21 protein-coding genes are annotated in these 20,738 nt (G+C 70.8%); 15 read left to right on the forward strand and 6 right to left on the reverse strand.

All coding sequences use genetic code 11. The features are described 5' to 3' along the window. A partial coding sequence (locus ABTZ89_RS38960; protein WP_502949555.1) for a hypothetical protein occupies positions 1–131 on the reverse strand: 131 nt, incomplete at its 3' end. Positions 132–146: 15 nt separating this feature from the next. On the opposite strand from ABTZ89_RS38960, the gene ABTZ89_RS16360 reads away from it, so the two are divergent. From ABTZ89_RS16360 to ABTZ89_RS16385, 6 genes are read left to right on the forward strand one after another with little or no spacing between them, the layout of a single operon-like run. Further along, on the forward strand, positions 147–1,049 hold the full coding sequence (locus tag ABTZ89_RS16360; RefSeq protein ID WP_502949553.1) for an SfnB family sulfur acquisition oxidoreductase: 903 nt from the start codon (positions 147–149) through the stop codon (positions 1,047–1,049). A gap of 25 nt (positions 1,050–1,074) precedes the next feature. Further along, on the forward strand, positions 1,075–1,992 hold the full coding sequence (locus ABTZ89_RS16365; RefSeq protein WP_351045255.1) for a MetQ/NlpA family ABC transporter substrate-binding protein: 918 nt from the start codon (positions 1,075–1,077) through the stop codon (positions 1,990–1,992). After that, positions 1,989–2,765 carry a methionine ABC transporter ATP-binding protein gene (locus ABTZ89_RS16370; protein ID WP_351045258.1) on the forward strand — a complete coding sequence of 259 codons (777 nt, stop codon included), beginning with the start codon at positions 1,989–1,991 and terminating at the stop codon, positions 2,763–2,765. Before ABTZ89_RS16365 ends, ABTZ89_RS16370 begins: the two co-directional genes overlap by 4 nt. Beyond that, on the forward strand, positions 2,755–3,423 hold the full coding sequence (locus ABTZ89_RS16375) for a methionine ABC transporter permease (RefSeq protein ID WP_351045261.1): 669 nt from the start codon (positions 2,755–2,757) through the stop codon (positions 3,421–3,423). Before ABTZ89_RS16370 ends, ABTZ89_RS16375 begins: the two co-directional genes overlap by 11 nt. A gap of 17 nt (positions 3,424–3,440) precedes the next feature. Then, positions 3,441–4,802 carry an LLM class flavin-dependent oxidoreductase gene (locus ABTZ89_RS16380; protein WP_351045264.1) on the forward strand — a complete coding sequence of 454 codons (1,362 nt, stop codon included), beginning with the start codon at positions 3,441–3,443 and terminating at the stop codon, positions 4,800–4,802. A 60-nt stretch (positions 4,803–4,862) separates the two neighbouring features. After that, positions 4,863–5,882 (forward strand): hypothetical protein, encoded by a 1,020-nt coding sequence (locus ABTZ89_RS16385; RefSeq protein ID WP_351045267.1) that lies wholly within the window; start codon positions 4,863–4,865, stop codon positions 5,880–5,882. On the opposite strand, the gene ABTZ89_RS16390 is transcribed toward ABTZ89_RS16385, so the two are convergent. Then, positions 5,883–6,719 (reverse strand): HTD2 family dehydratase, encoded by an 837-nt coding sequence (locus ABTZ89_RS16390; RefSeq protein ID WP_351045269.1) that lies wholly within the window; start codon positions 6,717–6,719, stop codon positions 5,883–5,885. A gap of 188 nt (positions 6,720–6,907) precedes the next feature. On the opposite strand from ABTZ89_RS16390, the gene ABTZ89_RS16395 reads away from it, so the two are divergent. The 3 genes from ABTZ89_RS16395 (at position 6,908) to ABTZ89_RS16405 (ending at position 10,140) form a co-directional block, all read left to right on the forward strand. After that, positions 6,908–8,098 carry an MmgE/PrpD family protein gene (locus ABTZ89_RS16395; protein WP_351045271.1) on the forward strand — a complete coding sequence of 397 codons (1,191 nt, stop codon included), beginning with the start codon at positions 6,908–6,910 and terminating at the stop codon, positions 8,096–8,098. Positions 8,099–8,174: 76 nt separating this feature from the next. Next, complete coding sequence (locus ABTZ89_RS16400) at positions 8,175–9,341, forward strand: acyl-CoA dehydrogenase family protein (RefSeq protein WP_502949554.1); 1,167 nt, start codon at positions 8,175–8,177, stop codon at positions 9,339–9,341. Between the two features lie 58 nt (positions 9,342–9,399). After that, entirely contained in the window at positions 9,400–10,140 is a 741-nt protein-coding gene (locus ABTZ89_RS16405; protein WP_351045273.1) for a GntR family transcriptional regulator, read from the forward strand. Positions 10,141–10,154: 14 nt separating this feature from the next. On the opposite strand, the gene ABTZ89_RS16410 is transcribed toward ABTZ89_RS16405, so the two are convergent. After that, entirely contained in the window at positions 10,155–11,435 is a 1,281-nt protein-coding gene (locus tag ABTZ89_RS16410; RefSeq protein WP_351045276.1) for an MFS transporter, read from the reverse strand. A gap of 333 nt (positions 11,436–11,768) precedes the next feature. Here ABTZ89_RS16410 and ABTZ89_RS16415 point away from each other — a divergent pair, with 333 nt between their 5' ends. Further along, positions 11,769–12,191: a cupredoxin domain-containing protein gene (locus ABTZ89_RS16415; protein ID WP_270953216.1), complete on the forward strand. Its 423-nt coding sequence runs from the start codon at positions 11,769–11,771 to the stop codon at positions 12,189–12,191. Here ABTZ89_RS16415 and ABTZ89_RS16420 read toward each other — a convergent pair. Both ABTZ89_RS16420 and ABTZ89_RS16425 read right to left on the reverse strand, forming a co-directional pair. Further along, positions 12,173–13,405 carry an FAD-dependent monooxygenase gene (locus tag ABTZ89_RS16420; protein WP_351045279.1) on the reverse strand — a complete coding sequence of 411 codons (1,233 nt, stop codon included), beginning with the start codon at positions 13,403–13,405 and terminating at the stop codon, positions 12,173–12,175. The two genes, ABTZ89_RS16415 and ABTZ89_RS16420, sit on opposite strands and share 19 nt — an antisense overlap. Positions 13,406–13,487: 82 nt before the next feature. Then, positions 13,488–14,450 carry a LysR family transcriptional regulator gene (locus tag ABTZ89_RS16425; RefSeq protein WP_351045282.1) on the reverse strand — a complete coding sequence of 321 codons (963 nt, stop codon included), beginning with the start codon at positions 14,448–14,450 and terminating at the stop codon, positions 13,488–13,490. A gap of 131 nt (positions 14,451–14,581) precedes the next feature. Here ABTZ89_RS16425 and ABTZ89_RS16430 point away from each other — a divergent pair, with 131 nt between their 5' ends. The 3 genes from ABTZ89_RS16430 (at position 14,582) to ABTZ89_RS16440 (ending at position 19,415) form a co-directional block, all read left to right on the forward strand. Continuing rightward, the gene (locus ABTZ89_RS16430) at positions 14,582–15,700 is read left to right on the forward strand and encodes a PrpF domain-containing protein (protein WP_351045285.1); all 1,119 of its coding nucleotides are present in this window, start codon (positions 14,582–14,584) and stop codon (positions 15,698–15,700) included. A gap of 32 nt (positions 15,701–15,732) precedes the next feature. Next, the gene (locus ABTZ89_RS16435; RefSeq protein WP_351045288.1) at positions 15,733–16,983 is read left to right on the forward strand and encodes an SLC13 family permease; all 1,251 of its coding nucleotides are present in this window, start codon (positions 15,733–15,735) and stop codon (positions 16,981–16,983) included. Positions 16,984–17,084: 101 nt separating this feature from the next. Beyond that, positions 17,085–19,415 (forward strand): ATP-binding protein, encoded by a 2,331-nt coding sequence (locus ABTZ89_RS16440; RefSeq protein ID WP_351045290.1) that lies wholly within the window; start codon positions 17,085–17,087, stop codon positions 19,413–19,415. Positions 19,416–19,419: 4 nt separating this feature from the next. Here the strand turns inward: ABTZ89_RS16440 and ABTZ89_RS16445 are convergent, their stop codons facing one another. Continuing rightward, on the reverse strand, positions 19,420–19,893 hold the full coding sequence (locus ABTZ89_RS16445; protein ID WP_351045293.1) for an ester cyclase: 474 nt from the start codon (positions 19,891–19,893) through the stop codon (positions 19,420–19,422). Positions 19,894–20,114: 221 nt separating this feature from the next. Here ABTZ89_RS16445 and ABTZ89_RS16450 point away from each other — a divergent pair, with 221 nt between their 5' ends. Together ABTZ89_RS16450 and ABTZ89_RS16455 are read left to right on the forward strand one after the other, a co-directional pair. Then, positions 20,115–20,330, forward strand: coding sequence for a hypothetical protein (locus tag ABTZ89_RS16450; RefSeq protein WP_351045295.1), 216 nt, complete (start codon positions 20,115–20,117; stop codon positions 20,328–20,330). Between the two features lie 16 nt (positions 20,331–20,346). Further along, the gene (locus tag ABTZ89_RS16455) at positions 20,347–20,589 is read left to right on the forward strand and encodes a hypothetical protein (protein WP_270953208.1); all 243 of its coding nucleotides are present in this window, start codon (positions 20,347–20,349) and stop codon (positions 20,587–20,589) included. Positions 20,590–20,738: the final 149 nt, after the last annotated feature.

Here is a 20,738-nt window from a genome sequence, read left to right on the forward strand (position 1 = left end):
TGCTCCCGGTGGAACTCCTGGTAGTCGACGTTGTGCGTGTGCACGTGCTCGCCCGCGGTGATGGGTCGGGAGGCGAATCCGATGATCTGGCCGCAGCGGACCCGAACATCGCGCAGATCCCGCAGAGCCACTTCGCCTACGTCAACGTGCTGCGCGAGAACGGCACCGCCGAGCAGCAGCGCTTCTTCTTCGGCGAAGTGCTGGCGGGCAAGCGGTTCGGCAACGCGCAGTCCGAGGCGGGCACCCGCACCGTCCAGGAGATCCGGACGCGGCTCTCCACCGCCCCGGACGGCCAGTTCGTGCTCGACGGCAAGAAGGCCTACTCGACCGGAGCCCTGCTGGCGCACTGGATTCCGGTGCTGGCCAAGGACGATCAGGACCGCCTGCAAGTCGCGTACGTGCCGCGCGACGCAGCGGGCGTCACCGTGATCGACGACTGGGCGGGCATGGGTCAGCGGACCACCGCCAGCGGCACCGTCGAACTCGACCACGTCCCGGTGCCCGCGGACCGGATCGTGCCGCACCACCTGACCTTCGACCGCCCGCAGCTGCACGGCGCGCTGGCCCAGGCGCTGCACGCCGCGATCGACGTCGGCATCGCCGCGGGAGCGCTCGACGACGCGGCCGAGTTCGTCCGCACCCGCAGCCGTCCCTGGGGAGAAGCGGGCGTGGAGACAGCCGCCGAGGATCCGCTCACCATCCAGCGGTTCGGTGAGCTGGCGGTCCGCCTCCGCGCGGCCGAGGCGCTGCTGGAGAAGGCGGGCGCTGAGCTCGACGCGGCGCGCGCCGACCTCGAGGCCGACTCCGCCGCCACGGCCTCGATCGCGGTGGCCACCGCGAAGGTGTTCGCCGACGGCGTCGCGGTCGAGCTCAGCAGCGCGATGTTCGAGGTCTCCGGCACCAGGTCGAGCCTGGCCGAGACCAATCTGCACCGGCACTGGCGCAACGCCCGCACCCACACCCTGCACGACCCGGTGCGCTGGAAGGTCCAGCACATCGGCCGCTACGTCCTCAACGGCACCCGGCCGCCCCGGCACGGCCAGATCTGACCCGCCCCAGCAGAAAGCGACGAGAGTGTCCACTTCGCACCACCGGTCCGCCCGCGCGCGGCGACCCGAGAACTCCCGCTCTTTCCCGTTCCTCGCGCTGATCGGCGCGCTGGTGCTGGCCCTCGGCGGCTGCGGCCTGGCCGGTGGAACGGCCTCCGACGACCGCACCATCAGCATCGTCGCCACCGACAGCCCGCCGTACCACGACCCGCTGGAGATCGCTCGCCGGCAGCTCGAAGTCCAGGGCTGGCAGCTCGACGTCCGCTACGTGACCGACATCGTGCAGCCCAACCACGCGGTCAGCGCCGGCGAGGCCGACTTCAACTTCTTCCAGCACGGCGCCTACCTGCAGACCTTCAACCGCGACAACGGAACCGACGTGGTCCCGCTGTTCTACGTCGTGGGCTCCCCGGCCGGGCTGTACTCCACGCGCTACGACGACATCGCGCAGCTGCCCGACGGTGCGCGCATCGCGCTGCCGGTGGATCCGGCGAACAACGGGCGAGCGCTGCACCTGCTGGCCGAGGCCGGGCGGCTGAAGCTGCGCGACGGCGCGCAGGTGGTCACCACCAGCCAGCGCGACATCGTGGACAACCCGCACCGCTACTCGTTCGTGGAGGTCGACCAGCAGACCCTCACCCAGACCCTGCCGGACGTCGACGCCGGGTTCCTGTTCTCCCGGCAGGCGATCGAGATCGGACTGGACGTCGAGGGTTCCGCGCTGCTGCGCGAGAAGGACGTCGACGCCGTGCCGTACCGGATCGTCGTCGGCGGCCGGCCGGACGAGGTGGGGTCGGAGAAGGCGCGGGCGTTGCAGGCCGCGCTGCACAGCCCGCAGGTCGCTGCCTTCTTCAAGCAGTTCTACGGCGACTGGGCGCCGCTGCCGTGGACCGAGGACCCGCAGGCCCAGCTCGGCCAGTGGTGGAAGGACGGTGGACGTTGATCACCTTGCGCGGGGTCACCAAGCGCTTCACCGGCCCGGACGGACCGCTGACCGCCGTCGACGACGTCGACCTGCACGTGCCGCGCGGCTCGGTGCAGGGGATCATCGGCTTCTCCGGCGCGGGCAAGTCGACGCTGATCAGACTGATCAACCTCCTGGAACGGCCGGACTCGGGCGCGGTCGAGGTCGACGGCACCGATCTGACCACTGTGGACGACGCCGAGCTGCGCCGGCGGCGCGGCAAGATCGGCATGATCTTCCAGCACTTCAACCTGCTGGCCAACCTCACCGCGGCGCAGAACGTCGAACTGGCCCTGCGCATCGCCGGCGTGGACAAGGCGGCCCGCCCGGCGCGGGTGGCCGAGGCGCTCGCCGTGGTCGACCTGTCCGACAAGGCCGACGCCTACCCGGCGAAGCTCTCGGGCGGCCAGAAGCAGCGGGTCGCGATCGCGCGGGCGCTGGCCAACGAGCCGTCGGTGCTGCTGTGCGACGAACCGACCAGCGCGGTCGACCCGCGGACCACGGTGGCGGTGCTGAGCTACCTCAAGGAGATCAACCAACGGCTCGGCATCACGATCGTGCTGGTCACCCACGAGATGAACGTGGTCCGCGCGATCGCCGACGACGTCGCGGTGATGGCCGGCGGCAAAGTCGTCGAACACCTGCGGCTGGACGGGTCACCGCTGCAGCCCGAGACCGAGATCGCCCGGTTCATGCTCGACGACCGCATCCGGTTGCAGCCGCGGACCTCGGAGGCGACCCATGTCGGCTGACCGCATCACCGCCGCGCTGCCGGAAATGCTCGAAGCGCTCGGCGAAACCGGGCTGATGCTGCTGATCACCGTGCCGCTGGCGGTGCTTGCCGCGATCCCCGTCGGCGTGCTGCTGTGGGTGAGCAGACCGGGCGGGCTGAGCCCGTCGCCGCGGGTGCACCAGGTGCTCAACGCGGTGGTGAACCTGGTGCGCTCGTTCCCGTTCCTGATCCTGCTGATCGCGATGATCCCGATCACCCGGCTGGTCGTGGGCACCAGTGTCGGCACCGTCGCGGTGACCGTGCCGCTGTGCGTCAACGCCATCGCCTACCTGTCGCGGTTCGTCGAGCAGAACCTGCTGCAGGTCGATCCGGGCGTGGTCGAGGCCGCGCAGGCGATGGGTGCGTCGAAGCTTCGCACCATCTGGAGCGTGCTGCTGGTGGAGGCGCGGCCGGGGTTGGCGGGTTCGATCACCATCATGGTGGTCAGCTTCATCTCCTACTCGGCGATCGCCGGTCTGGTCGGTGGCGGCGGCATCGGCGACTTCGCCATCCGCCACGGCTACTACCGCTACGAGACAGGGGTGATGGTGGTGGCGGTGCTGGTGATGATCGCGCTGGTGCAGCTGGTCCAACTGGTCGGCAACGCGACCGTGCGACGTCTGGACAAGCGGCTGTGAGCGCCCGGAGGAGCCGCTTGCGGCTGAGCGCCTTCGTCATGGCCACGACCTCGCACATCCTGGAAGGGCAGTGGCGGCACCCGGAGGCGCAGCAGCACCGGTTCGACGAGCTGTCGCTGTGGACCGATCTCGTGCAGCAGCTGGAAGCGGCCAAGTTCGACGCGATCTTCTTCGCCGACGTGGTCGGGTTGTACGGGAACTACCGCGGCGGCTGGGACATCTTCGCCACCGAGGGCCTGCAGATCCCGTCGCACGACCCGTCGGTGATGATCTCCGCGCTCGGTGCGGTGACCGAGCACCTGGGCCTGGCGTGGACGAGCTCGGTGATCCAGGAGCACCCGTTCACCTTCGCCCGCCGCGCCGCCACGCTCGACCACCTCACCGGTGGCCGGACGGGGTGGAACATCGTCACCTCGGCGCTGGAGAACGCCCACCGCAACTTCGGCCTGCCCGGGCTGACCCCGCACGACGAGCGCTACCGGTGGGCCGACGAGTACGTCGATGTCGTCTACAAGCTGCTGGAGGGCAGTTGGGACGACGACGCGCTGCGGCGGGACAAGGCAGCGGGCGTCCACGCGGATCCGGCGAAGATCCACAAGATCCACCACCGGGGCGAGCGGTACTCGGTGGAGGGGCCGCACCTGGTGGCGCCCTCGAAGCAGCGCACGCCGGTGCTGTTCCAGGCGGGCACCTCCCCGGCCGGGATGGCCTTCGCAGCGCGCAACGCAGAGGCGGTGTTCATGTTCGCCGGTTCGCCAGCCAGCGCGGAGAAGATCACCACCACCGTCCGGGCGCAGGCCGTGGAGCGCGGTCGCCGTCCCGAGGACGTGCTGTTCTTCGCAGGGCTGTCCTTCGTGGTCGGCAGCACCGAAGCCGAGGCCCGGCGGCGCAAGGCCGACTTCGACGAGCACCTGTCGATCGACGGCCTGGCCGCGCACATGCTCGGCGGGATGGGGGTGGACCTCGGCGACGCACCGGTGGACACCCCGCTGAAGGACCTGCACGTCGAAGGCGGTCGGGGAGTGCTGCAGGCGGTCATCGACTCGGTGCCGGGCGGCGATCCGACCATCGAGGACATGGTCCGCTACCGCGCCGAGCGGATGCGGCTGGTCGGCACGCCGGAGCAGATCGCCGACGAGCTGGAGCGCTGGCAGGACGCCGGGATCGACGGGATCAACATCATCAACCACGTCATCCCGGGCAGCTACCAGGAGGTGATCGACGGGTTGCTGCCCGAGCTGCGCCGCCGCGGCCTGGCGCAGACCGACTACCACCCGGGAACTTTCCGGGAGAAGCTCTTCGCCGACGGCTCCGGCCGGTTGAACCCGCGCCACCCGGCCGCGGTCCACCGGGGAGCTTTCGACGACGCACCGCGCTGATCAGCCGAGTTCGTCGCGCGTTCACGTCCTGGTCGGTTCGGGTGCGTAGGTTCGGTGCTCATGAGCAACGACGAGCGGGCGGTGGTCGCGCGGCGAACGGTGTTGGGCGCAGCGCTGGCCGGTGCGGGGCTGCTGGCGCTCGGCGGTACCGCGACGGCGGGCCGGCCGCGCCGCGTCCTGATCGCGACGAACGAGCCGTGGGGCACCTACCACGTCAAACCGCTGCTCGCCGAAGCCGACCGGCGCGGCTGGCAGCTGACCCAGCTGGTGCCGGATCGGGCGGGGATCGCCCCGGGCGATCCGGTGCCGGTGGCGGTGCCCGACGAGGCTCCAGCCGCCGACCTGCTGGTGGTGACGGGCGCGGGGGACTGGCCGGTGGGGTGCGCGGACCGCTTCCGGACGCTGCCCCTCGCGGCCAGCTCCCTGGCCTACCTCGGGCCGCGGGAAGCAGAACGCGCCAAGCAGCTGCGACCCCGGCTGCGCGCGCTCACCTCGTCCTCGTCCGCGGAGGCCCGCGCCTTCGCCGGATACCTGGGAACTCACCGCGAGATCCAGGTCGTCGGTGTGCCGCAAGCGGATTCGCTGCCGCAGCGCGCACCGGAACCAGGTCTGGTCCTGGTGCTCACCAGCGTCACGCACCCCGACGACACCGGTGCGGCCGCACCCGGCACCGAACTGCTGCTGGCCGCGGCCGACGAGCTCCAGGCCGCAGGCAAGCGGATCCTGGTCGGCCTGCACCCGCGGGAGGACCCGTCGCTGTGGAGCCGCTTCGAGATCAGCGACGTTCCGTCGTTGCAGGCCTCGGCGCGGGCCGAAGCGGCGATCGGGATTCCCGGCACGGTGTTCCCGCTGATCGCCGCGGTGGGAACTCCGCTGGTGGGATGCGTCGATCCGGCGCTGGACGTCCCGGAGCACCTGCTGGCGGTCTGCTCCAGCACCATCACCGACGCCGGCTCCGTGGTGTCCGCTGTGGACGGTGCGGAGCTGCCCGATCCGGACGTGCTCGCGGACGCGGTCGGGCCCATCGGTGGATCGGCCGCGCGGCTGCTGGACGCCTGGGAGCGGGTTGCGCGCCGCTGATCAACCGAAGGTGACCTGCGCCGTCGCCATGACCTCGTCCGGTGCCGTCCGGACCGCCATGTCCCCGGCCGGTGAGCCGGTGACCAGCACCGGGTCGCCGGCGAACACCGGTCGGCGCAGCCGGTAGTCGACGCCGGTCACCCGGCGGTCCGGCGCGCGGTGGCGGGCGAGTTCGGTCATCAGCAGCACCAGGATCGGGCCGTGCACGACGAGCCCGGGGTAGGACTCGACCTCGCGGGTGTAGGGCTCGTCGTAGTGGATGCGATGCGAGTTGGCGGTCAACGCGCTGAACCGGAACAGCCGCACCGGGTCGCCGGTGAAGGGCTGCTGCCACGGCGCATCGGAGGTCGGCAGCTCGGTGGGCCGTGCGGCGTTCGGGCTCTTGGTCGAGCTCTCCCCGCTGCGGTAGACGTAGTCCTGCTCCTCGACGAACCGCAGCTCGCCGTCCTGCCGGTATTCCGCGCGAGTCGTCACGAAGGCCATCTCGCCCGAGCGGCCCTGCTTGACCACCACGTCGGCCAGCGATGTCGTGCGCTCGGCAGGTGCGCCCAGGCGCAGGGGAGCGGTGGCGGTCAGGCGGCCGCCGGCGAACATCCGCCGCCGGTCGGGGATCGGGGGGAGGAAGTGCCCGTGCGCCGGGTGCCCGTCCGCACCGAGCTCGCCGTGCTGCGGCCAGGTCAGGAAGTGCACCCAGTGCCACAGCGGGGGCAGGTCGTCGGCGGGTGCGGCGGTCTCCAGCACGGCGGCCAGGGCGCGCGACGGTTCGGAGCTCAGGGCGTCGGTCTCGGCCAGCGGCTCCGGCCGCCACCCCTGCAGGTAGGTGTCCAAACCCGGCACTGCTCCTCCTCGCGAATTGGGCCGTACAAACTCGCTGCCAGTCTCGACCTCGCTCCCGCCCGCGTCAACGACCAGCGGCAGTGATCCCGCGCGGGCAGCAGGTTTCAGGCGGCAGCCGGTCTTGACCGCGCGACGCATTTGGCCGTACAAACAATGCGTAGGGTCGACCCGCTGGCGGAAAGGTTCCCATGGCATCCATCGCCGAAGCACTCGCGAACTGGGCGGCCGAGCTCGAACCGAGCACCGAAGACCTGGCGCTGGCCCAGCGCTCCCTGCTCGACACCGCCGCGGTGACCCTCGCCGCGCGGGAGGACCCGCTGACCGCGATCGCCGCCGAACTGCCGGATGCCGCCCGCTGGGCAGCCGTCGGGCACGTGCTGGACTTCGACGACCTGCACGTCGACTCCACCACCCACATCAGCGTGGTGACCGTACCGGTGGTGCTGGCCACCGGCGGTGACGCGCGGGCGTACCTGGCCGGAGCCGGGGTGATGGCCCGCCTGGGCAACGCGCTCGGCTGGTCGCACTACTCCGCGGGCTGGCACGCGACCTGCACCGCCGGAGCCCCGGCCGCCGCCGTCGCGGCAGGCACCGCACTGGGGCTCTCCGCCGAGCAGCTGGCCACCGCGATGGCGCTCGCGGTCCCGGCCGCTGGTGGAGTGCAGAACGCCTTCGGCACGCATGGCAAGTCCCTGCAGGTCGGCTTCGCCGCCCAGGCCGGGGTGCGCGCCGCGCAGCTGGCGCAGGCCGGAGCCACCGCCGACCCCGGCGCGCTGGACGCCTGGCTGGAACTGGTCGGCGGCCGCGGCGAGCTGGACCTGTCCGGACCGGCGGTCCCGGGTGGGCTGGCGATCAAGGTCTACCCCTGCTGCTACGCCATGCAGCGCCCGATCGCCGCGCTGCGCGACGTCCGCGACCAGGTCCGCGGCGAAGTGCGCGCAGTCCGGGTGCGCACTCCGCTGGCCACCGTCAAACCGCTGATCCACGACCGGCCCACCACCGGCCTGGAAGGGAAGTTCAGCCTGCCGTACGCGGTCGCCACGGCGCTGCTGGACGACTACCCGGACTTCGCCGCCTTCACCGACGAAGCCGTCAACCGGAACGCGGCGCAGGGACTGCTCCGCGAGGTCGAACTCGAACACACCCCGGGCGCGGACGGCCTGCTGACCGGCGAAGTGGACATCGACGTCGAGCACGACGGTCCGACCCTGAACGTGCGGCTGGAACACCCGCCGGGCGCGCCGTCCCGGCCACCGAATTCCGTCGAACTGGGCGAGAAGTTCAAGGCCTGCGGCCCGGACGTACCGGCCCTGCTGGCCGACGCCGACTGGACGACGGTCCGGGACCTGCTGCGCAAGACCTTCCCGCGCGCGGCCTGATCAGTCCGAATTCCATTGAAATCGCACGCCCAATTTCCATTGAACTTGCGCGGCACCGAGAGAAGGGCACTGCGGAGTGAGCACAGTGGACATCCTCGACGAGGACGAGAAGCTCGCCGTGGCAACGGTTCGGGACTTCGTGGACAAGTCCGTCAAGCCGGTGGTGCAGGAGCTCGAGCACACCAACACCTATCCGGAAGCCCTCATCGAGCAGATGAAGGAGCTGGGCATCTTCGGGCTGGCCATCCCCGAGGAGCACGGCGGCACCCCGGTCTCCACGCCCTGCTACGTGCTCATCGTCGAGGAACTGGCCCGCGGCTGGATGAGCCTGGCCGGCGCGATGGGCGGGCACAGCGTGGTGTCCAAGCTGCTGCTGAACTTCGGCACCGAGGAGCAGAAGCGCCGGTACCTGCCGAAGATGGCCACCGGTGAGATCCGCGCGACGATGGCGCTCACCGAACCCGGCGGCGGCTCCGACCTGCAAGCGATGACCACGACAGCTCGCCGCGACGGCGAGGACTACGTGATCAACGGCGCCAAGACCTGGATCACCAACTCCCGCCGCTCCCAGCTGATCGCGCTGCTGTGCAAGACCGACCCGGATGCGCAGCCCGCGCACAAGGGCATCTCGATCGTCCTGGTCGAGCACGGGCCCGGCCTGACCGTCTCCCGAGACCTGCCCAAACTCGGCTACAAGGGGGTCGAGAGCTGCGAGCTGTCCTTCGACGACTACCGCGCGCCGGTGAGCGCAGTGCTCGGCGGAACGGAGGGCAAGGGCTTCGCGCAGATGATGAAAGGCCTGGAAACCGGCCGGATCCAGGTCGCTTCCCGAGCGCTCGGCGTGGGCAAAGCCGCGCTGGACGACGCGCTGCGCTACGCCCAGGAGCGCGAGAGCTTCGGCAAGCCGATCTGGAAGCACCAGTCGGTGGGCAACTACCTGGCGGACATGGCCACCAAGCTCACCGCCGCCCGCCAGCTGACCCTGCACGCGGCGCGCGAGTACGACGCGGGACGCCGGGTGGACATGGAAGCGGGCATGGCCAAGCTGTTCGCCTCCGAGGTCGCCATGGAGATCGCGCTCAACGCGGTGCGCATCCACGGCGGCTACGGCTACTCCACGGAGTTCGACGTGGAGCGCTACTTCCGCGACGCACCGCTGATGATCGTCGGCGAGGGCACCAACGAGATCCAGCGCAACGTGATCGCCGCGCAACTCGTCAAACGCGGCGGCCTCGACGGCTGAAGATCGGGCTCCGAGCGGTTCCGCTACGGTCGGGGGCGAGGAGCCGGGAGGTGATGACGTGGCGGACGGCCGGGAGAGCGCGTACCTGCGCCTGGCGCGCGAGTTGCGGTCGGCGATCCTGCAGCACGACTACCCGGAGGGCAAGCGGTTGCCCACCGAGGCCGAGCTCGCCGAGAGCCACCGCGTCAGCCGCCAGACGGTGCGCCGCGCCTTCCAAGACCTCGTCGCCGAAGGCATGGTCTACCGGATCCCGGGCCGAGGCACCTTCGCCGCGCCCCGCGAGGAGCAGTACCTGCGCCAGTTCGGGTCCATCGACGACCTGATGGGGCTGTCCATCGACACCACGATGCAGCTGCTCACCCCGCTGCACCGCAAGGTCGACCTCGACGCCGCGGGGCGGCTCCGGCTGGCCTCCGACCGGGTGCACGTGCTGGAGTTCCTGCGCCTGCACGACGATGTCCCGTTCTGCCTGACCACCGTGTTCCTGCCGCCAGAGGTGGGCAAGCTGGTCGAGTCGGTGCCCGAGCTGACCGAGACCGGCGCCCGCAGCCGGGTGACCATCATCGGACTGCTCGACGACCGGCTGACCGACCCCATCGCGGAGGCGGAGCAGAGCATCACCGTCGGCACCGCGACGCCCGAGATCGCCGAGCAGCTCGGCTGCGAACCGCACCGGTCCCTGCTGCGCATCGACCGCATGTACCAGTCCACCACGGGACAACCCGTCGAACTGGCGGTCAGCCACTTCCTGCCCGAGCACTACTCGTACCGAGTGCGCCTGCGCCGCAACGTGCGCTGAGCACCAGCAGGAGCTCAGCTGGCGTCGGCGGCGGGAACCTCGGTCGGCTCGGGCGGGCGGTCCGGCGACCGCACCGGCAGCATCGCGATCAGCCCGACCAGCAGGATGAGCACGATGCCGCCCATCCCGGCGCGCTGGCTGCCGAAGAGGGCGATGAAACCGCTGAAGGCCAGCGGCCCCAGGAAGCTCACCGCACGCCCGGTGGTGGCGTAGAGGCCGAACACTTCGCCCTCCTTGCCCGGCGTGGCGATGCGCGCCAGGAAGGTGCGGCTGGCCGACTGGGTCGGGCCGAGGAAGATCGCCAGCGTCAGCCCGCACACCCAGAACGCGGCCTTGCCGGGTGGCAGCACCAGCAGCAGACCGCCGACGAGCACCAGGCCGAACAGCGCCGCGACGATGACCGCCTTCGGCCCGAACCGGTCGTCGGCCCGGCCGCCCAGGAACGCGCCGAGCCCGGCCACCAGGTTCGCCGAGATCGCGAAGACCACCACCTCGCTGGGGCTGAACCCGAAGGTGCCCGCGGCGATCACCCCGCCGAAGGTGAAGATCGCCGCCAGCCCGTCCCGGTAGATCGCGCTGGCCACCAGGAACCCCAGCGTGCGCCGCTCCTCGCGCCACATCCACGCCAGCCGCTTGCCGAGCACCACGTAGCTGCCCAGCAGGGCGTGGCGCACCTGCTCGCCGGAGGACGGCGCCTCGGGCACGAAGGCGAACAGCGGCAGCGCGAACACCGCGAACCACATCGCGGCGAACAGCGCGACGACGCGGATGTTGAGCCCGTCGGCCGCGGTCACCCCGAACAGGCCGACGGAGGGCTGCACGAACCCGATCAGCACGATCACCAGTGCGATGAGCCCGCCGAAGTAGCCCATGCCCCAGCCGAACCCGGAGATCCGCCCGATCGTGGCCGGGGTCGAGACCTGCAGCAGCATCGCGTTGTAGTTCACCGTGGCGAACTCGGCGAAGACGCTGGCCGTGGCCAGCAGCACCAGGCCCAGCACCAGGAACGACGGCTCGTTCTGGACGAAGAACAACCCCGCGGTGCAGACGATCACCAGGCCGGTGTGCACCGCCAGCCACAGCTTGCGCCGCCCGCCGGCATCGCTGCGCTGACCGGTCACCGGCGCCACCAGCGCGATGCACACACCGGCGATGGTCAACGCCACGCCGAGCGCCTTCGACCCGCTCTCCGGATCGACGGCGACGCGCTCGGTCAAGTACACGGTGAACACGAAGGTCAAGATGACGGTGTTGAACGCTGCGGAGCCCCAGTCCCACAGCGCCCAGCTGAACACCGCCCGCCCTCGCCGATGGACCGTCGACGGGGCACCCGTAGACACACCCACGTCAGGATCACACCAGCCCACCACCGGGACAGCCAGTTGAAACCGCCCGTCCGAGCGGTTCCTGCCCCCGCTGGGGCGACCCGGGCGCGTGCGCCCCGCGAGCCTCCACGCGGCGCTCCGGCAAGAGTCCGCACACCGGCGCCACGCTCCCCACCGACCTCATCGGACACCACCCGGGGGAGCTGCCGCCCTACTCTGGATCCGCGCACTTCCACCCGGTCCGGAACGGGACCGACGGCACGGCCCGTCCGGTCCGATGCGAGATTCCGAGGGGGTCGGACCATGCATGCAGGGAAGAACGCGAACAGGTTTTCCACACGTCGCCGGGGCTTCGGCGTGCTGCTCGGGGTGATCGCCCTGCTGGCCGCGCTGTGCGCCGGGGCGACCACGGCATCCGCCGCGCAACCGGCGCAGACCGGCTTCGGGCCGCCGCAGGTGGTGCCGGTCCGGATGGTCGACTTCGGGTTCGATCAGCCCGCCTGGTTCCCGCCGGGGCGCTACACGTTCCACGCGATCAACGCGGGACGCGCCGTGCACATCCTGGAGATCAACGGGCCCGGCGTCGACAACGCGAAGACACCGGTGGTCCGGCCCGGCGATGCCGCTGATCTGACGGTGACCCTGGCGCCGGGCGTGTACGACTTCTGGTGCCCGGTCGGCAATCACCGGCAGCTGGGGATGCAGCTCTACGTCAGGGTCGGCTGAACCCACCACGACTCACCGCGCCGCCGCGCGCGGACCCACAGCATGCCGCGGTCGAAGATCCGCAAAGCATTGCGGACCAACGGTTTCTGCATCAACAGGTGCAGCTGGTAGCGCCACGGCGGTTGCAGGCCGCTGCGCGAGGACATCGCGAAGCAGAAGTCCACGGCGTTCCGGTCGGTGTAGCGGTCGATGTTCTCGAACCAGGCCATGCTGGTGCGCGCGGCGGCCTGCACCACGCGCATCGCCGCGTGGCCTTCGCCGTCGAACTCCTTGAGCGCGTTGCCGATCTGCTCGTTCTCCCGCAGCTTCTCGGCGAGCACCACCGCGTCGATCATGGCCAGCCTGGTGCCGGATCCGATGGTGAAGTGCGTGGTGTGCGCGGCGTCGCCGACCAGCACCGCGTTGGCGTGCCGCCAGGTCTGGTTGTAGACCTGCGTGAAGCGCTGCCAGGACGCGGGCTTGCCGCGCGCCGCGCTGATCAGCGCGTGCCCGGCCAGGTGCTCGTCGAAGATCTCCTCCAGCAGCCGGGTGGTGGCCTTGTCGTCGAGCTGGTCGAAGCCGAGCGCCCGCCAGGTCTCCTCCTGGCACTCGACGATGAAGGTGCTGATCCCGGCGCTGGAGGGGTAGGCGTGGAACCAGATCCAGCCGTGCGGGGTCTGCTCGTAGCCGAAGGTGAACTTGTCGAACACCCGGCCGGTGCCCAGCCACAGGTAGGGGTTGCGCCCCTGGTGCAGCTCGGTGCCGAACTGGTCGGCGTAGCGCTGCCGGTTGCGGCTGTTCGCGCCGTCGGCGACCACCACCAGGTCGGCGTCGGCGAACTCGGCGATGTCGTCCACCGCCCGTTCGAACTGCACGTCCACCCCGAGGTCGACGGCGCGCTGGACCAGGATGTCCAGCAGCACGGCCCGGTTCACGCTGAACCCGTACCCGGTGAGGTAGCCGCGCCCGCCCCGCATCGCCACGACCTGGTCCTGCCAGACGGTCGACGCGGCGCGGATCCGCTGGGCGCTCTCCCGGTCGTTGACGTAGAGGGTGTCGAGCAGGTCGTCCCAGTACACGACGCCCCAGCCGTAGGTGGCGCCGGGCGGATCGCGTTCGATCACCGTGATCTCGTGCCCGGCGTCGCGGAGCTTCGCGGAGATGGCGAAGTAGAGACCGGCGGGGCCGGCCCCGATGCACACGATCTTCATGGAGTCCCCCGGTAGCGGGTGCATGGCTCCCTGGGTTGTACCCCGCACGACGGCCCGCCGAACCTGCCCGAATGCTCTTGCGCGGAGCCCGGAGATCCGTTCCGCCTCACCCCGCGCCGCGGGCGCGCACGGTGCCGAGCTGGGCCAGGTGCAGGTTGGTGTCGGTGAACTTCTGGGACACAGCGTGCAGGATTTCGGTCATCGCCGCGGCGGCCGGGGTCGGCGTGCGGTTGGCCGGTCGGGCCAACAGGATTCGCCGGGTCGGTGCGGGCACGTCGGTGGCGAAGTTGACCAGCCGCACGTCGTGGCGCCGGTTGGTCAGCGCCAGCCGCGGCGCGATCGCGATCCCCAGCCCGGCCGCGACCATCGCCTGCGCCTCCTGGTAGTCGTGCGACTCGTAGGAGATGATCGGGTCGAAGCCGGCGAGGCGGCAGCTGCGGCGCAGGACCTCGGCGACCGGGTGGTTGTCGGCGCGGATGATCCACTGGTGCCCGGCGAGGTCGGCCAGCCCGATCGAATCCTCCTCCAGCAGCTCGGAGTTGGCGGGCACGACGAGCACCGTCGGATCGTCGAGCAGGTGGTCGACGACCAGCGATGTGGCGTCGGCCCGGTCCCAGTCGTAGTCCCACAGCATCGCCAGCTCGATCTCGCCGGTGTGCAGCAGCTCCACGAGTTCGGCGAACAGCGCCGACCGCACGGTGGTGCGGATGCCGGGGTGCTTGCGGGAGAAGCGGGTCAGCGCCAGCGGCAGGAGCGAAGCGCTGGCGGTGGGGAACGACCCCAACCGCAGCGTTCCTTCGTCCAATGTGGCCAGTGAGGTCAGATCGGCTTGCGCGCCGCGGAGTTCCCGGCGAATGGCGCGTCCGCGTTCGGCCAGCGCGTGCCCGGCGTCGGTGAGCTGGACCCCGCGCGGCAGCCGGTACAGCAGCGGCTGGCCGACCTCGGCCTCCAGCCTGGACATCTGCTGGGAGGCCGCGGACGGCGTGATCCGCAGGGCTTCGGCTGCTGCGGTCAGCGAACCGCGCTCGGCGGCCTCCACCAGCAACAACACCCGTCGAACGTCCAGCACGCGACTCCTCCTGCCACGGCGAGCTATTAGTTCAGCTTAAGCCTGGGTAAGAACTTGGACATTGTACTGAATCCTCCGCGTTGTCAGGGTGAACGCCACCAACAGACCACCGGAGAAGGAAGAACGTTCCAGTGCACGTACCCGCAACACTCGTGCGCGGCGGCACCAGCAAGTGCTGGTTGTTCGACCGGTCGGCACTGCCCACCGGCGTGGACGCCACCGCGCGAGAACTGGAAGGACTGCTGGTCAACGCCTACGGCGCTGCGGACCCGGTCCAGCTCGACGGGATCGGGGGCGCGACCCCGACCACGTCGAAGGCGGCCGTCGTCGGTGCCTCCGACGCTCCCGGCATCGACGTCGATTACCTGTTCGGGCAGGTCGGCATCGGTGTCGGGCGGGTGGAGTGGGGCAGCAACTGCGGCAACTGCGCCACCGCGATCGCGCTGTGGGCAGTGGCGCGGGGGCTGGTCCCGGTGACCGGCGACCTGACCCGAGTGGTCCTGCGCAACACCAACACGGGCGCCGTGCTCGAGGCTGAAGTGGACACCACCGGCGGACACGTCCACGAGTTCGGCACCCGGACCGTCCCCGGCACCCGGGCCGGGGGAGTAGCGGTGGGGCTGACCTTCGTCGACCCGGTGGGACGGACCACCGGCTCGGTCACCCCGACCGGCCGGGTGCTCGACGGGTTCACCTTCGCGGGCCTGCCCGTCGAGGCGACCGCGGTCGACGCCGGCGCACCGGTGGTGCTGCTGGATGCCGCCGGAATCGGCCGCACCGGGGTGGAAACGCTCGCCGAGGTGCGCGATCTGGTCGACCCGCTGCGCGCGGTGCGCCACGCCGCGGCGCTGCGGATGGGGCTCTCCAACCCCGGAGACGTGCCGGACGACGCGGTGCCGAAGGTCGGCATCGTCGGGAAACCAGCGGCGTACCGGACCTCGCTGGGCGACGACATCGCCGCCGACGACTACGACGTCTCGGTGCGGATGCTGTCGATGAACGCCCCGCACCCGGCGATCGGCCTGACCTCCGCGGTCGGCGTCGCGGTCGCCGCGATGCTCGACGGGTCGGTGGTGCGCAGGGCGTCGGCGACGACCGGTGCAACGCTGCGGATCGGAACTCCGGCCGGTGTCATCGCGGTCGCGTGCAGCGACGTCCGCGGGGCGCAGCCCCTCCGGGTCACCGTCGAACGCGCCGCTCGAATCCTCTGCGAGGCCGACCTCCTGGTCCCCGACCTGCTTCCGGCCTAGCATCCGCTGAACACCCACCACATAGGACAAAGATGTCTGCCGAAATGATCTCCATCGGTGCCCTCGGCGTCATGTTCGTCGTCGCCACCGTGCTCCCCATCAACATCGGGATCCTCGCCTTCATCGGCGCCTTCGTCGTCGGGACGGCTTCGCTCGGACTCTCCGAGGACGAGATCTTCGAGGGATTCCCCGTCTCGCTGTTCATCACCATCGTCGGCGTCACCTACCTGTTCTCGGTCGCCCAGCGCAACGGCACGATCGACCTGCTGGTGGGAGCCGGGATCAAGCTCGTGCGCGGAAAAGCCGCGCTGATCCCGTGGGTGCTGTTCGGTGTCGCCGCCGTGCTTACCGCGTTCGGCACCTTCACCCCGGCCGCGGTGGCGCTGCTGGCGCCGGTCGGCATGAACTTCGCCCACCGGTTCGGCATCAGCCAGCTGATGGTCGGCATGATGGTGATCAGCGGGGCGCACGCCGGTGCGTTCTCGCCGATCGCGGTCTCCGGTGCGCTCGTGCTGGGCATGGTCGACCAGACCCCACTGGAGGTGGCGCCGTCGACACTGTTCCTGGCCAGCTTCGGGTTCAACTTCCTGCTGTCGCTGCTGACCTTCTTCCTACTCGGCGGCTTCGGTGGCAAGCGGGCTCGGACCACCGGTAACGGCGAGGTCGAAGAGCTCGCGGCGGGGCGGCCGACCTGGCGGCAAGCGGCGACGCTGGTGGCGCTGGCCGGGCTGGTCGTGGGCGCCCTGGTGTTCCACCTGGAGATCGGTTTCCTCGCGCTGCTGGCCGCGACCGCGCTGACCCTGGCGGACGTGAAGAACCAGGCCAAGGCGGTCGAAGGCATCAGCTGGTCGACGATCCTGCTGGTGGCGGGCATGGTGACCTACGTCGGGATCCTGGAGAAGGCCGGCACGATCGAAGCCGTCTCGCAGGGTGCCGCGGGCATGGGTGCGCCGCTGTTCGTGGCGCTGCTGCTGTGCTTCGTGGTGGCGATCGTGTCGGCCTTCGCCTCGTCCACGGCGATCCTGACCGCGATCATCCCGATCGCCGTCCCGCTCCTGCTCGCGAGCCACCTCAGCGCGGCGGGCCTGGTGGCCGCCCTGGCGATCTCCACGACGATCGTGGACACCTCGCCGTTCTCCACCAACGGGGCCCTGGTGCTCAGCAACGCCCGAGGTGTGGACCGCGACCGCTTCTACAAGCAGATCATGGGTTACACCGCCGGAATCGTCGGTGCCGGTCCGGTGCTGGCGTGGTGCTTCCTGGTCCTGCCCAGCGCGGTCTGATCATCGGGGAGGGCCGGGAATCCGCTGGTCGCTCGCTTCGGGGCGGTGGCGGTCGTAGGCTGGCGGTGCACGGTTTCACCTCCTTCGACAGTGGGGCCGGAGTGGCCAGTCGTACGGCGCGCAGGCGGGTGGGCAACCTCCCCGCCGAGCGCACGAGCTTCGTGGGGCGTCGGCAGGAGTGCGTCGACGTCAGGCAATCGCTGGCCCAGTCCCGGATGGTGACCTTGACCGGTGTCGGCGGGGTCGGCAAGACCCGGCTGGCGCTGCGGGTGGCCGCCCAGCTGGGGCGTTCCTTCCGCGACGGCGGCTGGTTGGTCGAACTGGCCGAGGTGCACGACGACGACCTGGTCGCGCACACCGCGGCGCAGGCGCTGGGCATCCAGGACTGGTCGGCCCGCGGCGTGGAGCACGTGCTCGCCGACTACGTCCGCGACAAGGAGATCCTCGTCGTGCTGGACAACTGCGAGCAGGTGCTGGACGGCTGCGTCAAGACCTGCACCGCGCTGCTCGACGCCGCGCCCGAGCTGCGGATCCTGGCCACCAGCCGGCAGCCGCTGGACGTGTACGGCGAACACGTCGTCGTGGTGTCCACGCTGCCGGTGCCGGAGCCGTCCGAGGTGGGCCACTTGGCCGGGCCCGACGCGGGGAACGGGAGCTCGATGCGGTTGTTCGCGGAGCGCGCCTCGGCCGCCGGGTTCCAGCCCGCTGCGGACCAGGACCGCGCCGTCGCGCAGCTGTGCCGGGAGCTGGACGGCATCCCGCTGGCGATCGAGCTGGCCGCCGCCCGCACCCGGTTCCTGTCGGTGGACGAGCTGCTGGCCCGGCTCGACGACCGGTTCCGGCTGCTGGCGGGCAACCGGAGCGCGCTGCCGCGGCACCAAACGCTGCGGGCCACCATGGACTGGAGCTACGAGCTGTGCTCGGCGGAGGAGCGCCTGCTGTGGTCGCGGATGTCGGTCTTCGCCGGCGGCGTGGACCTCGCGGCGGTCGAGCAGGTCTGCAGCGGAACCGGACTCGCCCGGGAGCGGATCTGGGAGCTGGTGGCGGCGCTGGTGGACAAGTCGATCCTCACCCGCGAGGACGCGCCCACCGGAACCACCCGCTACCGGTTGCTGTCGACGGTCCGCGAGTACGGCCTCAGCCTGCTGTCGGAGGACGAGCGGAACCGGTTGCGCGGGCTGCACCGGGACCACTACCTCGACCTGGCCGAGCGGGGTGCTCGCGACTGGTTCGGCCCGGACCAGCTCCAGTGGCGCGCCCGGATCTCCGCCGAGCACGACAACCTGCGGTCCGCCCTGGAGTTCTGCGCTGCGCAGCCGGGCCAGGTGCAGGAGGGCCTCCGGATCGCCGGTGCGCTGTGGTTCTACTGGACGGCCTGCGGGCTGATCGCGGAGGGCAGGCAGTGGCTGGACCGCCTGCTGGCGCTGGACGCCACCCCGACCGTGCCGCGAGCGACCGCGCTGTGGGTGTGCAGCTGGCTGGCTTCCCACCAGGGCGATCTGGCGAGGGGACGGGCGACGGCCGAAGGCTGCAGCGCTGTGGCCGAGCACCTCAATGACGCCGTGCTGGCCGCCTTCGGCCTGCACCTGCTGGGCGTCGACGCGATGGCCGAAGGGCACCTGGAGGAGGCCAGCGCGTTGACCACGCGGGCGTGGTCGCGCCACCGCACGCACCCCAAGATCACCAGCCCGATGGTGATGTCGCTGGTCCAGTCCGGGCTGGTGGCCTGCTTGGCAGGCGAGAGCGACCGGGCGACCGGGTACGCCGAGGAATGCCTGCAGATCACCGCGGCGGCGGGAGAGCTGTGGACCAGGTCCTGGGGGCTCGTGGTGCGAGGGCTCGCGAGCTGGATGCGGGGCGACGCCCACGACGCCGTGGTGCACCTGCGGGAGAGCATCGGCATCAAGTCGCGCTTCAACGACCTCTTCGGTCTCGGGATGGCCGCCGAAGTGCTGGCGTGGTCGCACGTTTCGCTGGGCGAGCACGAGCGGGCGGCCCGGATCTTCGGCGTCCTCGACCGGCTGTGGCCGCTGGTCGGGGTCCCGCTGATGGGCGCGCAGCAGCTGCTCGACTACCGGCGCGAGGCGGAGGGACGAGCACGCGAGGCGCTGGGGGAGGGTGCGTTCGGGAAGCTCGCCGCCGAATCCGCGGGCCTGCCGCTCCAGCAGGGCCTGGCGGCGGCGGTCCGGGAGAAGCCCCGGCCGACGCCGAGGCCCGCCCGGGAACAGCGCCGGGGTCCGCTGACGCGCCGGGAGTTCCAGGTCGCCGAAGCCATCGCGCAGGGGTTGTCGAACAAGGAGATCGCGGCCCAGCTGGTGATCAGCCAGCGGACCGCGGAAGCCCACGTCGAGCACATCCTGACCAAGCTCGACTTCGGGTCCCGCACGCAGATCGCCACCTGGGTCGCCGCCGGGCAGGACGCGAACGCCTAGCGGATCACCTCGTCGCCAAACCGATCCCGGCCGGGGCGTCCTCTTCGCCGCGCATCTGGCGCAGCACGGTCTCGTTGTCGAAGTAGATGCGCTCCGCCAGCAGCTTCCCGGGCTCCTCCTGCCGGAAGATGTACACCGCGGCCAGCTCGAAGGTCACGCGGTGTCCGGACGGTTGGGCGTCGCAGTACTCGCCCTGGTGGGTCCCGTCGATGGTCACCTCCCGCACGGAGGCGCCGGGGGAGTCGTACTCGGCGTTCACCGTGATCCGGAAGTCCGGGATGGCGCTGTCCAGGATCTGGTAGAAGTCCTGCACCCCCGTGAACCCCGCGTACCGGGTGCTCAGCGGGACGACGTCGTAGAACGCGTGCTCGTCCTGGACGAAGGTGCCGTACACGCGCGGCCAGTCGTGCGCGTTCTCCGCTTCGATGTGCTCGGCGATCGTGCGGCGCTGGGCCTCGATCCGCTGTGCATCGCTCATCGCCATGGCAACCCCCTGCTTTGCCCGGCTGCGGCCTTCCGCGTCCGAGACTACTCGTCGAGCACGACCCCGGACGCGCACGACGGGGAACCGGGAAGCTCCAGAGGACAAAGTCCCGAAATACGTACTGCCTACGTAGTCCTCCCGTCGTCGCGGGGGGAGCCGGGGACCAATCTGGAATGGCACCAACGAGACCATACGACTCCAGGACCCGACCAGCGATGTACCCCTCCCGACAGCTCGAAACCCGCTCCCCCCACCCCGCCTCCCACCGGCCGCACGTGTACCGGAACCTGTTCATGGGCACGTGGATCTGCGATCAGCACGGCACCAGGGCCAACCCCGGCCCGGACAGCGCCCGCACGGTGTACCGGACCCACCTCGACGCGGTGCGAGCCGCAGTCGGCGTGGTCCCCGAGCAGCGGCTCGCCGCGTGAGCCCCGGAGGACAGCCGTGATCCTGAACAGCTGCACCACCGAGGAGCTCGACCACCGCGCCCGTCGCGCCGAACACCAGCTCAACCTCGCCCGCCAAGCGCGGCAGTGGCACCTGGTCGAGCGCCACCGCCACGAGTTGCGGGCGGTGGTGGCGGAGTGCGAACGGCGCGGCACCGACCCCGTCGACCCCGCCGAACCGGCCGGATCCCGCAGGACCAGGGCGATGCTCCGCACCGAGGTCGGCCTGCCCGCTGCGTGACGGTCGCCGCCGAGGTCGGCGCGTCAACCCCCGGGTGTCCGCCCCGGGGGTTGACTTCCAGTTAGGTGGAGATCGCAAGCTCGGCGCATGCGAGTTGTGCGAGTGAGCGAGTTCGGTGGCCCGGAGGTCTTGGTGCCCGCGCAGGTGCC

Source organism: Saccharopolyspora sp. NPDC002686 (genome assembly GCF_040295745.1).
GTDB lineage: Bacteria > Actinomycetota > Actinomycetes > Mycobacteriales > Pseudonocardiaceae > Saccharopolyspora > Saccharopolyspora oryzae.

Bases quoted from the DNA above. Each gene is read 5' to 3' on its own strand.
- ABTZ89_RS16435 (WP_351045288.1), top strand. From the start codon at position 15,733: ATGTCTGCCGAAATGATCTCCATCGGTGCCCTCGGCGTCATGTTCGTC.
- ABTZ89_RS16445 (WP_351045293.1), bottom strand. From the start codon at position 19,893: ATGAGCGATGCACAGCGGATCGAGGCCCAGCGCCGCACGATCGCCGAG.
- ABTZ89_RS16385 (WP_351045267.1), top strand. From the start codon at position 4,863: ATGAGCAACGACGAGCGGGCGGTGGTCGCGCGGCGAACGGTGTTGGGC.
- ABTZ89_RS16415 (WP_270953216.1), top strand. From the start codon at position 11,769: ATGCATGCAGGGAAGAACGCGAACAGGTTTTCCACACGTCGCCGGGGC.
- ABTZ89_RS16375 (WP_351045261.1), top strand. From the start codon at position 2,755: ATGTCGGCTGACCGCATCACCGCCGCGCTGCCGGAAATGCTCGAAGCG.
- ABTZ89_RS16395 (WP_351045271.1), top strand. From the start codon at position 6,908: ATGGCATCCATCGCCGAAGCACTCGCGAACTGGGCGGCCGAGCTCGAA.
- ABTZ89_RS16420 (WP_351045279.1), bottom strand. From the start codon at position 13,405: ATGCACCCGCTACCGGGGGACTCCATGAAGATCGTGTGCATCGGGGCC.
- ABTZ89_RS16450 (WP_351045295.1), top strand. From the start codon at position 20,115: ATGTACCCCTCCCGACAGCTCGAAACCCGCTCCCCCCACCCCGCCTCC.